This is a genomic window from Hoyosella levis, from assembly GCF_026008515.1.
Classification (GTDB): Bacteria; Actinomycetota; Actinomycetes; order Mycobacteriales; family Mycobacteriaceae; genus Lolliginicoccus; species Lolliginicoccus levis.
This window is the reverse complement of the sequence record NZ_BQYM01000020.1, coordinates 1-15,224: the sequence shown is the minus strand read 5'-3', so window position 1 is coordinate 15,224 and position 15,224 is coordinate 1. Positions and strand designations below refer to the sequence as shown.

Below are 15,224 nucleotides of genomic sequence, written 5' to 3'. Positions count from 1 at the left end.
ACCGCCGGGCAAACACATGTGAAGAGAAGCGGGAGGGGCGGTCGCCAGTGGGCGGCCGCCCCTCCCGCCCTTTTCCGTATCCACCCACCAGCCGCAGCGCACCGGCCATATGGTGAACCTTCCATGTCGATTCAGACACAGCTTGCCCTATACCGGACAGGCTGCAAGAAAATGGCTCGAAACTGTCGCACCCCGCTGGCAAAGTGATGCTCATACATCACCCGCGGGGAAGGCAACACAGTGAGCAACGCGATTGTCGCGGAGGGGCTGGTCAAGACATACGGCAGCCTTCGTGCACTCAACGGACTAAGCCTGGAAGTGCCTGAAGGCACCGTTATGGGCCTGCTCGGCCCTAACGGAGCTGGGAAGACGACCGCGGTCCGTGTACTGACCACGCTCCTGCGCCCGGATGAAGGACGCGCCACAGTGCACGGCCTCGATGTCGTCAAGGACGCAGCAGAACTGAAATCACACATCGGGGCGTCCGGCCAGTACGCGGCGGTTGATGAGTACCTGACGGGCTTCGAGAACCTCGAGATGGTTGGCCGCCTCTACCACCTGGGCGCCAAGCGGGCGAAAGCCCGAGCAAGCGAGCTCCTCGAACAGTTCGACCTCACTGAAGCCGGGAACCGGCCTGTCAAGGGCTACTCGGGGGGCATGCGTCGCCGCCTCGATCTCGCCGGTGCTCTCGTTGCGAATCCGCCGGTGCTGTTCCTCGACGAACCCACCACTGGGCTGGATCCTCGCGCCAGGCTAGGCCTCTGGGATGTCATCAGTGAGCTTGTTGCTGGTGGCACAACGCTGCTGCTCACCACCCAATACCTCGAGGAAGCAGACAGGCTCGCCGATAAGATCGCGGTCATTGACCACGGCACCGTCATCGCACAAGGCACGGCCGACCAGCTCAAGGACGAGATCGGCGGCGAACGGGTCGAACTGATCGTCTCCGACGAGACCGAATGGGCAACTGCCCACCAGGTTCTCGACAACTACGCGCCAGGCCAGGTTCGCGCGAACCGAGCGACCAGGACGATCAGCGTCGCGGTCAGTGGGGGAGCAGCCGCGCTGATCGAGGTGGTCGGGCTGCTCACCGAGCATCACGTCACCCTCCGCGATGTCGGCCTCCGGCGCCCCACCCTCGATGATGTCTTTCTTTCTTTGACCGGCCATGAGGCCGAAGTCGTCGCAAACAATGACCAAGGGGAATCGAAGTGAATTCACTCACCCTTGCCGTCTCCGACGGCATCACCATCGCCAAGCGCAACCTCATCAAGATCAAGCGGGTCCCGGACCTGATCGTCTTCACCGCGCTGTCTCCGATCATGTTCGTGCTGGTCTTCGCTTTCATCTTCGGCTCGGTCATCGACCTTCCGGGGATCGCGTATCGCGAGTTCCTGATCGCGGGCATCTTCACCCAGACTGTCATCTTCGGCTCGACCTGGACCGGGCTCGGCATGGCCGAGGACATGCAAAAAGGCATCATCGACCGGTTCCGCTCCTTGCCGATGGCTCCCTCCGCGGTGCTGATCGGCCGTACGACCAGTGATGTGGCGATCAATGTCATCAGCCTGTTCGTGATGTCGATCACGGGGCTGCTCGTGGGCTGGCGCATTCGCACATCTGTCCTTGACGCGCTGCTTGGCTTCCTGCTTTTGCTGCTGTTCGCCTACGCGCTGTCCTGGGTCATGGCCGTGATCGGGTTGTGGATCCGCACTCCCGAGGTCTTCAACAACGCCACGTTCATGGTGATCTTCCCCATCACCTTCATCGCGAACACCTTCGTGCCCAGTGACAGCCTCCCGAGCGTGCTGCGGGTGATGGCTGAATGGAACCCCGTGTCAGCCGTCACGCAGGCCACCAGAGAGTTGTTCGGCAATACTCACCCGGCCCTGCCAGCGCCCGAGGCTTGGCCACTGCAGAACCCTGTGCTCGCCAGCCTGGCCTGGACCGCCATCATCCTCATCATCTTTGTGCCATTCGCGACCTACCGGTACAAGAAGGCCGTGAGCCGGTAGCCGTGGCCCCTTGCGTGGGGAGCCTGGTGGGAATCAGGCTCCCCACGCGATCGGGAACTTCCCCGGCACAGTTGTTCGTTGGGCCTCCGCAGGCAAGCACGCAACGTGAGGAGAAATGAACCTTGAGCCCCGACGAACCTATTGCAACACCCCTCACCGCGGACGAGCTCGCTAGCGAGTACCAGCGCCAGATCAGCAATCTCCAGCGCCTTGGGCTGCTCGGCGCCGATGTTCCCGCGTCACTGCTCGACCGGCTCCTTGGGCATCCTGCGCTCGCCACCAGCGCGGCACCTGACCCCACCGATCCGCTGGCGGTCTCGTTCGTGCTTGTGCCCCACCCCCGGATCCACCCGCCGAGCACCACTGCGCCGCTCCTGGCCCTCGGCAAGCAGAGCGGCTTCATCTCGGCCGATACCGCCGACATCGATGAGTTCGCGCCGATCCCCACCATTGAACAGCCCGCCACTGACGTCTACGCCGTCGTCGATCTCGACCGCGGCGACGAGACCCGCAACCTTACGCCCGACGAAGCCCTGGCCCGGTTCGCGCCCGAGGAGCGCAGTCCGCTGACAATCAGCGAGGGAATCGCCTACTTGCTTCAATTCCCGAAGGCCCTGCGCAAGAACCACTGCTTCCAGACGGCGGGGTCGCGCCGCGAGGATCGTCGCGTGCCGGGGATCTGGATCAGCAACCGCGCCCCGAAGGTCGGCTTCTGCTGGGCGGGCAACCGCCACACCTGGCTCGGGATCGCCTCGGCCTTGGACCGGGTTCCCTCCTAGCGCGAGATCACGCCGCTCGGGGGAGCGTCGCGACAGCCGAAGCGCTGGACTCGAGCACGCTCAGCCGCGATCACGGTGCTGGATGCACGTGCCGCCAGTGCTCGGCAATGTCGATGCGACGTGGGATCCACACATGCTCGTAGGACTGGATGTGGTCGAGGAAACGCTCGAGCGCCGCGGCCCGCGATGGTCGGCCAACGATGCGTCCATGCAAGCCCACTGACATCATCGACGGGCGCCCCTCGAGCCCCTCCCGGTACAGCACATCGAACGCATCGCGCAGGTGGTGGAAGAACTCGTCACCGTTCGCGAAGCCCGCGGGGGAGGAGAACCGCATGTCGTTGGTCTCCAGCGTGTAGGGCACCACCAAATGCTGGTGCACCGTGCCTGCCGCCTCGACGGGAACCCAGTAGGGCAGATCATCGGCGTAGGAGTCGGCGTCGTAGATGAATCCGCCATGCTCGACCACGAGCCGGCGCGTGCGGGGGGAGTCCCGGCCGGTGTACCAGCCGAGCGGTGCCCTGCCGGTGAGATCCCGCAGTGCCTGCACGGCCTCGGCCATGTGGGCCCGCTCCGTTGCCTCATCGACCTGCTGGTAGCTGATCCAGCGCAGGCCGTGGCACGCGATCTCGTGGCCGAGCTCGCCGAACGCGGCCGCGGCCTCCGGGTTGCGCTGCAGGGCCCGCGCGACGGCGAACACCGTCAAGGGCAGGCCGCGGCGCTCGAAGATCCGCAGCACCCGCCACACCCCCGCGCGGGAACCATACTCATAGAGCGATTCCATGCTCATGTGCCGGTCCGGGAACGCTGCCGCGGGCACGATGTCCGACAGGAAGGTCTCGGACGCTGCGTCCCCATCGAGGACGCAGTTCTCGCCGCCCTCCTCGTAGTTGAGGACGAACTGCACCGCCACCCGCGCATTGCCGGGCCACCGCGGGTCCGGAGGAGTGCGGCCATAGCCGACGAGATCGCGCGGATAGCTCACTGCGCACCTCCTGCCTCGGGTGATCCCCAGGCCCGCAATCGGCTCATGCCGCCGTCGGGGAAGATGTCGAGCCGCACCTTGGTCACCGCCGATTCGACCGCTACCGGGAATCGATGCCGGGTGTCTGGCTGCAGCGCAGTGCGAGGCAGCAACTCCAGCCATTGGCCGTCGCCGGACCGGCCCCTGACCCGGGCCGAACCCGGAGCGTTGTGCAGGAAGCAGGTGGTATCGAGCTCCAGCATGCTCACTCGCCCGCGTGTGCCGAAGCTGATCTCCACCCAGTCATTGTGCGTTTCCCAATCGTCCGCGCCGAAGCGTCGCCGAGCAGTCTCCCATCCATCGCCCATGACGTGCGCGAAGCCGGGCATGAGCAGGTTGTTCGGCGAGCTGTAGAACAGGTTGGAGCAGTCCGTGACGTGCCCGCCATTCTCGATCGCGGCGAGATCCATCGCTCCAGTGGGACGCAGCGCGGGATCGGAGCGGGCGATGCCGTGGACCCGCAGCCGCGCGACCCCACCGTCGGGGTGCATGGTGAGCCGCACATGCGTGACGGTCCGGGGCTCGTCCACCTCAAAAGGGTTGATGGTGTTGCCTGCCACGGCACTGCGCGGCACGAGCGGGAACCATTCGGCCGCGGTTCCGAGGTCGTTGGCATCCGGATAGCCGTCGATGCGGGCTCCCTCGACCGAGATCTCCGGGGGGAAATTGCCGGTGAACCAAGCGGTATCGACGAGCACGCCGTGCACGATGCCGGGCGCGCCGAGGCGCACGATCGCGTGATCTGTACCGGGGGAGCGGCGGCGGCGGGTCTCCCACCCGTCGTAGACCTGACCCTTGTGGCCGAACGTCGCCGGGAAATGCTGGGGCGCGCCCGGGCGGATGAGGTTCTCCTTCTCGGCGAAGGACTCATCGGTGGCCCACACCACGGCACCACCGAGCAGCCGCGCCGCGAGATCAGGGAAGCGGGTGAACGGTGGGGGGATGGTCACTAACCCAACCTACTGCGGCCACGTTTCGCTGGCGTGAAATCAGGCCCGGGGCTCAATCGGTGCCGGGCAGAACGCGCGTGGCCAGCCCTTCGAGCGTGGCGCGGGTGCACTGCGGCGAGAGCGCCTCCACGTCCGCCTCGTTGAAGGCCCCCGACTCGAGGCCGCGCAGCACGATCGTGGCGAGTGCCTGCGCGCTAGCTGGCTCGTCGATCACGTCGCTGGAACCGCGCTGCAGGTAGGTGTCGAGCCGGGGTCCCGCGATGCGCAGGGATTCGCGGTAGAACCGGTAGGTGGCTGCCCAGCGGGTCACGAGATGCCCAGGATGCATGTCCCAGCCCTGGTAGTAGCCGCGGGCGAGGGACCGCGATACCAGCGTGAAGTGCAGCTCCAGGGCACTGGCCTGCTGGGTATCCCCGCCCGCCGGGACGATATTGGTCGAGCCATCGCACACCCACGCCCCGGTCTGGGCAGCCGCGGCCAGCATCACGTCCTTGGCATGGTCCGCGACCGGGTGATCGAGTGCCTGGTGCTGCGGGGCGATGCCGCAGGCCGCGCTGTAGTCGAAGGTGCCGTAGTGCAGCCCTGTGAGGCGCGGTCCCGCTAGGTGGATGGCGCGCGCCACCGGGATCGTTCCGTCCGCCGCGATGATCGCCTGGGGGGATTCGATCTGCAGCTCGAAGCGCAATGCCCCCTCCGCGAGGCCATGTGCTTCCTCGAAGTGCTCGCAGATCGCGAGGATCGCCGGGACCTGGTCCGGGTGCCTCAGCTTGGGAACCGTGAGCACGAACCCCGCAGGCACGCCCCCGGCCGCATCGAGCACGAGCTCGAGGGTGCGCAGCATTCGAGCTCGCTCGTGGGCGGCGAGGCCTTTGGTGCGGATGCCCACGCCGCGCGGCCGGTCAGAGGTGCTGGCGAGCAGCCTGCCCACTAGGCGCGCATGGGCATCCTCGGTGGCGTCGGGGCGCCAGCCGTACCCGTCTTCGAAGTCGTAGCGGAGATCCGCGATGGGATCGCGACGGAGGCGCTCGGCCACGGCGGCGAGGACATCATCCCCGGCAAGCGCTGTGACGTGGCCGCGATGCCGATCGAGCAGCTCGAGCGCGAGGCCGCTCCAGGCGGCGACCGAGCCCGGCGAGGCATCCGACGCCGCGACGTACACCGTGTGCGGAGGCTGCCCCGGCCTGAGCGCTGCCGGGTACCTCGTGGCGAGGAATTGGTCCACAGGATCGAGCAGCGTGGCCAGGCGATCCCCGAGAGCCGTCACGCGTCCACCTTGTCTTGTCGCGTATCCGTTCGATCAGGCGGGCCGGTGGCGGGCCGGCTGCGCCCTGCCAGGGCCAGAATGGTGCAGACAGTGACAACGACAAAGACGAGAGGGAACACCGAGCGAAGGAGGATCACCAGCTCAGGGTCGCGCGGCAGCAGCATGAACGTGCCGATGGCGTAGAACGTGCCGCCTGGCTGCAGCGGGTCGACGAAGGTCTGCACCCAGCTCGCCGCTGGGATGGCCGCGGCCACGGGCAGGAGCCAGGCGATGAGCCGATGCCGCGAGATGGCGGCGTAGTGGCTGAGCACAATGATCAGCGGCACGAACCACACCCAATGGTGTCCCCAGGAGAAGGGGGAGATCGTGGCCGCGGTGAGGCCCGCGATGGTGCCGGCGAGAAGTTCCTCCCCCGCGCGGTGCGCCAGCCACATCGCGGCCAGCCCCAGGGCGAGGGCGAGGGCGGTCAGCGAGGCGACAGCCCACAGTGGCGGCTCGGGCGTGTGCATCAGTTGCGCGAGCGCACCGGTGATCGACTGGTTGGAGGGCGCGTTCACCGCTCCGATCCGCTCGGACTCGAACAGGGTTCCGCGCCAGAAGCGCAGCGAGTCCCGGGGAATGATCAGGCCAGCGACGATGATCGTGCCGGCGATGGTGCTCGCTGCTGTGACCAGGGCCCGCCACTGGCGGGTGATCGCGAGGTACACGAGGAAGAACCCGGGCGTCAGCTTGATGCCGGCCGCGAGGCCCATGCCGATGCCGCGCAGCTTGCTGTTCTGGGCGCGCGAGAGGTCCCACACGACCAGGAGGAGCAGGATGAGATTGATCTGTCCGTACCAGATGGTCGTGCGTACTGGCTCGAGAAGCGTCGCGATGATCATCATGGGTACTGCCGCGGCGAGCAGAGTTGCGTTCAGCCGGTAGCCCAGGGCCTTCCACGACAGCACGATCGTTGCGTAGAGGGCCAGCGCCGAGAGCACGGTCCAGGTGACCTCGAGCGCAGTGGCGCCCAGGGTCGCGATGGCAGTGAAGAGGACCGCAGCGAACGGTGGGTAGGTGAACGCCATGCGCCAGTACACCGGGCCCTCGTAGACAGCACGGTCCTCGAGCACCGCGAGGCCGCCCCCGGCGTAGACGTGGACATCGAGCATGTTGCTGAACAGCCCCCAGTGCTCGGTGCTGATCGGGATCATGCGGATGTGGAACCACACCGTGGCTATCGCACCCACCAGCAGCGCAACGTGAACCCACCAGCGGGGCGCGAACTCCCTCGATGGTCTGGACCGTTCCACCGCGTGCATGATTCCCCTCCTCGCTGGCGCCCCTGACGCGTAATGCCCACTAGAAGCTAGCGTGACATTGTGACAAACCCGGGTCCCTGCCGCTGCGACACGGAAATTTCCGGAGAATAGGGGCATGGCAAGCACTCGAACCGGACAAAACCACCTGACCGAAGATGACCTGCACGAACTCAGCGCGCTCAAGGAGGCCGGGAAGCGGGCGACGGTCTACCTCCGCGAACCGATCGCCGGGCTGGGACTCGAAGAGGGCGCCTCCGCCCGAATCATCGCTATCGATGGCACTAGCCTCATCGTCAAGCCTACCGGTGTCAATGACGAGATCCCGTTCGAGGCGCACGAGCTGCGGCGCACCCGCGCTGCGCCGTCGCCTGCCAAGCGCGCGCCCCGGAAGAAAGCCGCGCCGAAAGCGCCGGGTGAAGCCGGACCGGGCCGCGCGGGCCCTGCTCCTGCCACGCCGAAGCCCGTGCCCGTGCCAGCGAGGACTGCGACGCCTGCAGGCACATCGGCGGGACCACCAGCGGGGTCGCCTGCCCCTGGCCCGGCCAGGAAGCCCACGGCCAGCAGCTCCGCGATAACTCGCCCGGCGAGCGGTGGCGGCTCGGGCGGTGGCGCTGGTAGCGGCGCGAGCAGCAAGTCCCGTGGCAAGTCGGCGGAGTGCGCCATCACCTTGCGCGCGGACGAGGAGGGCGCCTGGTGGATCGCGGTCGACCGTCCGGGCGGGCTGTCCCTGAAGCGATCGAGCATCACGCCCGATGCGGTGCTGCGCGCGATCCAGCAGCTTGATCACCCCGGCGCTCTCCGTGCTGCCCAGGCCGCGCTGAACGCTGCGCGCAAGGCCGCGGAGCAGCGCGTGGCGGAGCTCCGGAAGGAGCTTGCCGAGGCCGAGTCAGCGCTCGAGTCGCTCAAGGCTGACTAGCTAGCTGTCGCGCGCCTCGGCCCCCGCGGCGTCTCGCCGGGCTTCCGAGCAGCGCTCCGGCGGGTAAAAGCACGGGAAAACGCCAAACGCGAGAGAAGCGAACAGGGGTTTTCCGCAGCTTCTCTCGCGTTTGCGGCAATGCACGCTGGTCGAGTGATGCACGCTGGTCGGGTGATGCGCGCAGGCCGGCTCAGGCGAGGGCGCGGGCGGGCCGACCGTCCCGAACAGGAACGACATCCTGCACGAAGCGCCCGATCTCGTTGATCGCGCGGGCTGCTTCGGGGACGAGGCCCGCCGCCGCCTGGAAGACATGCACCTGGCGGTCCCACACCTGTAGCTGGCACGGTACGCCGTGGTGGGCGAGCCGCTCGGCCATCATCTCGGAATCGGGGAACAGCAGCTCGGTGGAGCTGACCTGCAGGAGCGTGGGGGGCAGTCCGCTGAGGTCGCTGTCGATCGGGCACACGCGCGGCCCGGGCGCGCCCTCGATGAGCAGGCGCTGCTCGACGCGGTTCGCGTACTCGGTGAATACGTTGATGACGTCGGCGGAGAAGAGGGCGCAGGTCTTGGAATTGGAGTGCGCCATCTTGGAAGCCGGGTTGAGGTTGGTCAGTGGCGCGAGGCCCACGATCCCCGCGGGCACCGGTATTCCCTGGGCCCGCAGGGCAAGGGCGACCATGAAGGCCAGGTAGCCCCCGGCGGAGTCGCCCCCGATGACGATCTGCTCGGGCCGGTAGCCGCGCCGCAGCAGCCAGCGGTAGGCATGCATGCCGTCGGCGACGGAGTCATTGATCGTATAGCGCGGCAGCATGCGGTAATCAACGCTGAGGACGGGGGTGCGCGCGGAGGCGGAGATCAGGGAGACGAGCCGCCGGTGGGTGCGCAGGCCGCAGGTGAGGAACGCGCCGCCGTGCAGGTAGAGCATGACCCGGTGTGGATGTGTCTCCTGCCCGCGGACCCACTCTGCCTTGCAGTGGGGGAGCTGGACGGGACGGTAGCGGGTGCCGGGAACCTCGGGGAGCACCGATCCGGCGAGCTCCACGGCACCGGTTGGCCAGGGCAGGTGGGGCCACTTCGCCCACACCCGCAGCAGGGGCTTTACGGTGTACCGCAGCGTGTTGGCGAGGACCTGGGACTGGAGGCTCGCGCCGAAGTAGTTCTCGCGGGTGATCGGGGCGGGCTGGCCAAGGGCGAGGGCTGTCGCGCCATGGGCTCCACCGGGGGCGCTACTGCCTACGGCGTGCAGCGTTCGGATGTGATGCGTGTCATGTGGCATCGTGTCGCCTTCCCGCTTGGGCTGTGCAGGGCCTTCGTGGCAGTACTCTATAACTGGTATCGGTGATTTCCGTCACTTTGTTACGAAGTTGTTTCCGGAGGGTTTCCCGGGGCTTCAGCGTACTGTGAGGTTCACCACGGGGAAGGTCAGCGAACGGGAGGAAGCTGATGGGTTTGATGGCGCCGCAGGATCTGATGTTCCTCGCGATCGAGAGCCGGGAGCATCCGATGCATGTGGGGGGCCTCGAGCTCTTCTCCCCTCCCGAGGGGGCGGGCCCGGAGTTCGTGCGCCAGCAGTACCAGAAGCTCATTGACTGCCCCGACGTCGGCGTGAAGTTCCGGCGCCGCCCCGGCACGCCGTTCAATACCCCGCGCAACCTGCTGTGGGCCACCGATGAGGACATCGACCTCGACTACCACGTGCAGCTCTCCGCGCTCCCGCAGCCGGGACGCATCCGTGAGCTGTTCTCCATGACTTCGCGGTGGCATAGCTCGCTGCTCGACCGGCACCGTCCCCTCTGGGAGATGCACGTCGTCGAGGGGCTCGACGATGGCCGCTTCGCCGTCTATACCAAGGTCCATCACGCCCTGATCGACGGGGTCACCGCGCTGCGGACCCTGCAATCCGTGCTGTCGGACGACCCCTCCTTCACTGATTGCCCCGCCCCGTTCGCCGAGCGGCCACGCCGGGCCATCGAGGGAAAGCGGTCGCGGCTCAACCCCGTCGGCCTCGCGAGGTCCGGGGCCGGCCTGATGGGCGACGTGGCAGGAGGAGTGCCGGCAGCCGCTCGCATCGGCTGGCAGGCCCTGCGGGAGCGAGACATGGTCCTGCCCCTGCGCGCCCCCCGCACCATGCTCAATGTGCCCATCGGCGGCGCCCGGCGGTTCGCGGCGCAATCCTGGTCGATGGACCGGATCAAGGCCATCCGCAAGGCCGCTGACTGCACCATGAACGATGTCATCCTCGTCATGTGCGGCGGCGCGCTGCGGGACTACCTGCTCAGCCAGGATGCGCTGCCCGAGGATCCGCTGATCGCGATGGTCCCGGTCTCGCTGCACTCGATGGTGGAGGACGGGAGCGGCGGAAACGCGGTCACCGCGGTGCTCGCGAGCCTCGGGACACACCTCGAGGACCCCCTCGACCGCCTCGAATGCGTCACGAATTCCATGCAGCAGGCCAAGCGTGCTCTCACTGGCCTCAGCCCCATGCAGGCCATGGCAGTGGGGGCGTTCATGGTGTCGCCGCTCGCGCTCGCGCCCGTCCCCGGATTCGTCTCCCACTCGCGGCCCGCGTTCAACATCGTCATCTCCAACGTGCCTGGTCCCCGCGAGCCCGTCTACTGGGATGGAGCGCGCCTCGATGGCATCTATCCCCTGTCGATCGCTATGGACGGGCTGGCTCTCAACATCACGCTCACGAGCAACGCCGACACGCTGGATATCGGGATCGTGGGGTGCCGCAAGGCAGTGCCGCACCTGCAGCGGCTCCTGACGTTCCTTGATGACTCCCTGATCGCGCTCGAGAAACAACTCGGTATCGACGGAGCATAGTCCGCGAGGATCGCAGAGTTTTTCCTGCTAGACGGTGGTTCCCATAGTGACGGATGACCCGTACTCTACTTAGGAAGACCCTGCCGCATTTTTCAGTTGATTCTCAGCAAGTTCGCAGTGGTCGATCATCTTCCTCAATCACCAGTACCGGGGAGCAAGCCACGATGCGTGCAATGCCACATGACCCGACCGCGTCGGATGCGCACGACCTCGAGCAGGTCGCGCAGCTAGCGCCACCTCCAGCGGCCAGCCCGGCCACGGAGCCAGTCGGCGTGGCCACGACCAAGCGGCCCGCGCGGCAACGCATCGAGTGGGTCGATATCGCCAAGGGCACGAGCATCATCCTCGTGGTCATCCTGCACGCGGCGAACATGCTCATCTCCAAGGATCTCGCGCCCGATTTCTGGTACACGATCAACAGCTACCTGCAGCCCGTCCGCATGCCACTGTTCTTCGTCGCCTCCGGGCTGTTCGCGCAAGGCATGATCGCCATGGCCTGGCCGCGGATGCTGCGCAGCCGCATTGCCCACCTGATGTACCTCTACACCCTGTGGCTGGTGATCTTCCTCGGCGTGCACAACGTGCTTCCCAGCGATGTGCGCCACGAGGGCTATGCCAGCTGGACCAACGTCATCGGTGGCCTGTACCTGCCTGATAGCGCCCTCTGGTTCATCTATGCGCTCGCCGTGTTCGCCGTTGTCGCCAAGGCCATCAACCGCCTGCCACTGTGGCTGCAGCTCGGTGCAGCGGTCGCGCTGAACGTCTACTCCCAGTACCAGCCGGTGGTGAGCTGGTCCTGGAACAACCTGGCCGAGTACTTCATCTACTTCCTGCTCGGCCTCCACGCGCGCAGCCTCATCATCACCGTCAGCCGCCGCACCGCCTTGCCGTGGATCGCCGCTGCCCTCGCCGCCTACGCCGCGATGTACTCGATGCTCGCTGATGCGGGGTCCGGCGCGCAGGGGCTCACGATCATCCTCACCACGTTCGGGCTTGCCGCGGGCGTGCTTGTCTCGGCCGCCGTCGTCGGCACGCCCGTCGGCGAGGTCCTCAACAAGGTCGGCCGCACCACGCTGCCCGTCTACCTGATGCTGGACATGTTCATCGCGCTGCTCGGCTATGTCCTGATCAAGCTCTCGATCATCAACGAGCTCCTCGTCGTGCAGGCGATCGCGCCGCTCGCGGTCGCGGCCGGCACCGTGGTGCTGGCTCTCTACGCGCATAAGATCCTGCTCGCGCTGCGCCTGAACTGGCTGTTCGAGCTTCCGCCGCGGCTTCGTGGCACCGCGCGCCGCGAGGCCTGAGCCAACCGACGGCAACCGATGGCGGCCGATGGCAGCCGGTGGCCAGGCCCCGCTCAGGGCCTGGCCACCGCGCCGCCCGTCCTACGCCCAGATCTTGACGCGCTGCTCCTCGGGCAGGAACAGCTCGTCGCCATCCTGCACGTCGAACGCGTCGTAGAACTCATCAAGGTTGCGCACCACGCCATTGCACCGGAACTCGGGCGGGGAATGCGGATCAGTGGCCAGGCGCCGCTCGGCCTCCTCATTGCGGACCTTGGCGCGCCACACCTGCGCCCAGCCCAGGAAGACGCGTTGCAGCCCGGTGAGCCCGTCGATCACGGGGGCCTCCTCGCCCGCGAGAGAGATCTCGTAGGCCTTGAGCGCGATGCCGAGGCCGCCGAGGTCGCCGATGTTCTCGCCGATGGTGAACTCGCCATTGACGTTCTTCCCGGGCAATGCCTTGGGCTCGAACCGGTTGTACTGATCGATGAGCATGGCGGCGCGCTCGCTGAACTCCGCGCGATCCTGCTCGGTCCACCAGTTGACGAGGTTGCCGTCGCCGTCGTACTTGGATCCCTGATCGTCGAATCCATGGCCGATCTCGTGCCCGATGACGGCCCCGATGCCGCCGTAGTTGGCAGCGTCATCAGCGTCGGCGTCGAAGAACGGGGGCTGCAGGATCGCGGCGGGGAAGACGATCTCGTTCATGCCTGGGTTGTAGTAGGCGTTGACGGTCTGCGGGGTCATGAACCATTCGCCCCGGTCCACGGGGCCACCGAGCTTGGCGAGCTCGCGATCATTCTCGGCGGCCGAGCCGCGGCGCACGTTCCCGTAGAGGTCGGCCGGATCGATGTGGACGTCGGAGTAGTCGCGCCAGGCGTCGGGGTAACCGATCTTTGGCGTGAACTTGCCCAGCTTCTCCAGCGCCTTGTCGCGCGTGCCGGGGCTCATCCACGGCAGGGTCGAGATGGATTGCCGGTAGGCCTCGATGAGGTTCGCTACCAGTTCCTCCATGCGGTCCTTGGAGCGGGGCGGGAAGTGCCGATCGACATAGAGCTTGCCCACGGCCTCGCCCAGCAGGTGCTCGACGAGCGAGACGGCGCGCTTCCAGCGCTCGCGGATGACCTCGGCGCCGCTCATGACGGTGCCGTGGAAGTCGAAGTTGGCGTGAACGATCTCGTCGGTCAGGTAGGGCGCGCGGGTGTTGATGACGCGCCAGCACATCCACGCCTTCCAGGCATCGAGTGGCTCGGACTGCCAGAGCGAGGACAGCGTGGCGAGGAAATCTGGCTGGCGGACCACGGTCTCCGCGAACTGCTCGGGTGTGCCGCCGATGCCGGTGATCCAGTCCGTCCAGGGGAAGGCCGGCGCGGTGGCGCGCAGCTCGTCGAGGCTCAGCAGGTTGTAGGACAGCTCCGCGTCACGCCGCTTGACGACGTCCCAGTGCCCGGCAGCGAGCTTCGTCTCCATGTCTAGCACCAGATCGGCATCGATGCCGGTACCAGTCAGCTCGATCATGCGCGCGATGTGCTCGCGGTACTTGGCCCGCAGCTCCGCGTACTGCTCGTCGCGATAATAGGACTCATCTGGCAGCCCGATCCCGGACTGGGTGAGGTACGGCAGGTAGCGATCGCTGCGCTTGGCGTCGGTATTGATGTAGTAGCCGATGGCGCCGCCCGTGCCGTCGCGCTGCAGCCGCCCCATGATGCCGGCGAGCTCGTCGACCGTGGTGGCCGACTGCACCAGCGACAGCTCCTCCTGCAGCGGGGCCAGGCCGGCCTGCTCGATCCGGGCGGTGTCCATGAAGCTGGTGTAGAGGTCGCCGATGCGTTGTGCATCAGTGCCCGCGCCCGACCCGGCCTCGGCCGCTTCCTCGATGATCGCGCGGACGTTCTCCTCGGCCTCGTCGAACAAGGCCCGGAAAGCGCCGTCGAGCGCTCGATCAGCGGGGATCTCATGCTCGGCGAGCCACTTGCCATTGACGTGCTCGAACAGGTCATCCTGGGGGCGGGTGGACGCATCGCGGTGGGCGAGGTCGATCCCGGAGTTCACTTCGCTAGTCACCCCACCATCTATACCCGCGCGCACCGACGAGCGGGGAGGTGTTCGTTGCCGCGGTCGAGCGCGTGGGGCACGATCAAGGTGTGGAGCGGATCGAACGAGGGACGATGCCCCGTGCCCGATGACCTGGGGCCGGAGGGCGCCGGGCCGGACGACATCGAGGCGTTCCGCCGGGATCTTGCCGACATCGAGCACCGGGTGCAGCGCGAGTTCGGCACCGGCGGGCGCGCGGGGCGAATCCTGCTGGCGGTGACGGCCCTGGTGGTGGCCATGCTGATGCCGCTGACCGGTTCATCACGAGCCTGGACGATCCTCTCGAGCAGCATCGGCGACGATGAGCTCGGCAGCATCTTCCTGCGCGTGTTCATCGTGCTGGCGATCGCCGGTGGCATCGGGGGTTCCCTCCTCGCCCTGGCCACGCGACGCTGGGCGATGGCGTGGGCGACGATGTTCTCCCAGGGGCTCGGCGTGCTGTTCGGCATGTTCGCCCTGTGGGCCGAATCCACGGCCCATCCCCATGCCCGCACACCCGCCATAGCGCTGTATGTAGCTTTCGCGCTCACCCTGGTGCTGGCATACCAGTGGACCCGGGTGGTGACGAACAAGGAGAACATCCTGCCGCCGGTGCGGCGCTACCCGGAGCAGGATTCGTAGCTGGTGCTGGCCGTTCTCTGTTCCCTGCCGCGAGTCCCCGGCCTGGCCGCGAGTGTGCGAAAAACGACAGCCCTGAGCAGGCGGTTTCAGGGAGCCATCGCAACACCTGCGATCAGTCCTGCCAGCTTGTCACAGGGCTTGCTCCAGCCCA

13 protein-coding genes are annotated in these 15,224 nt (G+C 67.0%); 7 read left to right on the top strand and 6 right to left on the bottom strand.

The features are described from left to right. Positions 1 to 240: 240 nt before the first annotated feature. From QC765_RS16235 to QC765_RS16225, 3 genes are all read left to right on the top strand, one after another. Entirely contained in the window at positions 241 to 1,215 is a 975-nt protein-coding gene (locus QC765_RS16235; protein WP_278315478.1) for an ATP-binding cassette domain-containing protein, read from the top strand. After that, positions 1,212 to 2,015 carry an ABC transporter permease gene (locus QC765_RS16230; protein ID WP_278315477.1) on the top strand — a complete coding sequence of 268 codons (804 nt, stop codon included), beginning with the start codon at positions 1,212 to 1,214 and terminating at the stop codon, positions 2,013 to 2,015. Before QC765_RS16235 ends, QC765_RS16230 begins: the two co-directional genes overlap by 4 nt. Positions 2,016 to 2,137: 122 nt before the next feature. After that, positions 2,138 to 2,794, top strand: coding sequence for a DUF5701 family protein (locus QC765_RS16225; RefSeq protein ID WP_278315476.1), 657 nt, complete (start codon positions 2,138 to 2,140; stop codon positions 2,792 to 2,794). A 70-nt stretch (positions 2,795 to 2,864) separates the two neighbouring features. Here the strand turns inward: QC765_RS16225 and puuE are convergent, their stop codons facing one another. The 4 genes from puuE to QC765_RS16205 are packed head-to-tail and all read right to left on the bottom strand — an operon-like array spanning position 2,865 to position 7,333. Next, a complete protein-coding gene (puuE, locus tag QC765_RS16220; RefSeq protein ID WP_278315475.1) occupies positions 2,865 to 3,779 on the bottom strand; it encodes an allantoinase PuuE in 915 nt (304 codons plus the stop codon). Then, positions 3,776 to 4,768 (bottom strand): allantoicase, encoded by a 993-nt coding sequence (gene alc, locus QC765_RS16215; RefSeq protein WP_278315473.1) that lies wholly within the window; start codon positions 4,766 to 4,768, stop codon positions 3,776 to 3,778. The genes puuE and alc overlap by 4 nt, the downstream gene beginning before the upstream one ends. A gap of 52 nt (positions 4,769 to 4,820) precedes the next feature. Beyond that, positions 4,821 to 6,032 (bottom strand): DUF6986 family protein, encoded by a 1,212-nt coding sequence (locus QC765_RS16210; protein WP_278315472.1) that lies wholly within the window; start codon positions 6,030 to 6,032, stop codon positions 4,821 to 4,823. Next, positions 6,029 to 7,333, bottom strand: a complete 1,305-nt coding sequence (locus tag QC765_RS16205; protein ID WP_278315471.1) for a glycosyltransferase 87 family protein — start codon at positions 7,331 to 7,333, stop codon at positions 6,029 to 6,031. The genes QC765_RS16210 and QC765_RS16205 overlap by 4 nt, the downstream gene beginning before the upstream one ends. Before the next feature lie 115 nt (positions 7,334 to 7,448). Between QC765_RS16205 and QC765_RS16200 the strand changes: the two genes are divergently transcribed. Beyond that, a complete protein-coding gene (locus QC765_RS16200; RefSeq protein WP_278315470.1) occupies positions 7,449 to 8,249 on the top strand; it encodes an NADH-quinone oxidoreductase subunit E in 801 nt (266 codons plus the stop codon). Positions 8,250 to 8,439: 190 nt separating this feature from the next. Here the strand turns inward: QC765_RS16200 and QC765_RS16195 are convergent, their stop codons facing one another. Next, a complete protein-coding gene (locus QC765_RS16195) occupies positions 8,440 to 9,525 on the bottom strand; it encodes an alpha/beta hydrolase (RefSeq protein ID WP_278315469.1) in 1,086 nt (361 codons plus the stop codon). Between the two features lie 167 nt (positions 9,526 to 9,692). Between QC765_RS16195 and QC765_RS16190 the strand changes: the two genes are divergently transcribed. Both QC765_RS16190 and QC765_RS16185 read left to right on the top strand, forming a co-directional pair. Beyond that, positions 9,693 to 11,075 (top strand): WS/DGAT/MGAT family O-acyltransferase, encoded by a 1,383-nt coding sequence (locus QC765_RS16190; protein ID WP_278315468.1) that lies wholly within the window; start codon positions 9,693 to 9,695, stop codon positions 11,073 to 11,075. Between the two features lie 173 nt (positions 11,076 to 11,248). Continuing rightward, entirely contained in the window at positions 11,249 to 12,379 is a 1,131-nt protein-coding gene (locus QC765_RS16185; RefSeq protein ID WP_278315467.1) for an acyltransferase family protein, read from the top strand. A gap of 81 nt (positions 12,380 to 12,460) precedes the next feature. On the opposite strand, the gene QC765_RS16180 is transcribed toward QC765_RS16185, so the two are convergent. Further along, the gene (locus QC765_RS16180; protein ID WP_278315466.1) at positions 12,461 to 14,422 is read right to left on the bottom strand and encodes a M13 family metallopeptidase; all 1,962 of its coding nucleotides are present in this window, start codon (positions 14,420 to 14,422) and stop codon (positions 12,461 to 12,463) included. Positions 14,423 to 14,533: 111 nt separating this feature from the next. Here QC765_RS16180 and QC765_RS16175 point away from each other — a divergent pair, with 111 nt between their 5' ends. Further along, a complete protein-coding gene (locus tag QC765_RS16175; protein WP_278315465.1) occupies positions 14,534 to 15,073 on the top strand; it encodes an Rv2732c family membrane protein in 540 nt (179 codons plus the stop codon). Positions 15,074 to 15,224 lie beyond the last annotated feature (151 nt).

Bases quoted from the DNA above. Each gene is read 5' to 3' on its own strand.
- QC765_RS16205 (WP_278315471.1), bottom strand. From the start codon at position 7,333: ATGCACGCGGTGGAACGGTCCAGACCATCGAGGGAGTTCGCGCCCCGC.
- QC765_RS16200 (WP_278315470.1), top strand. From the start codon at position 7,449: ATGGCAAGCACTCGAACCGGACAAAACCACCTGACCGAAGATGACCTG.
- QC765_RS16195 (WP_278315469.1), bottom strand. From the start codon at position 9,525: ATGCCACATGACACGCATCACATCCGAACGCTGCACGCCGTAGGCAGT.
- QC765_RS16190 (WP_278315468.1), top strand. From the start codon at position 9,693: ATGGGTTTGATGGCGCCGCAGGATCTGATGTTCCTCGCGATCGAGAGC.
- QC765_RS16185 (WP_278315467.1), top strand. From the start codon at position 11,249: ATGCCACATGACCCGACCGCGTCGGATGCGCACGACCTCGAGCAGGTC.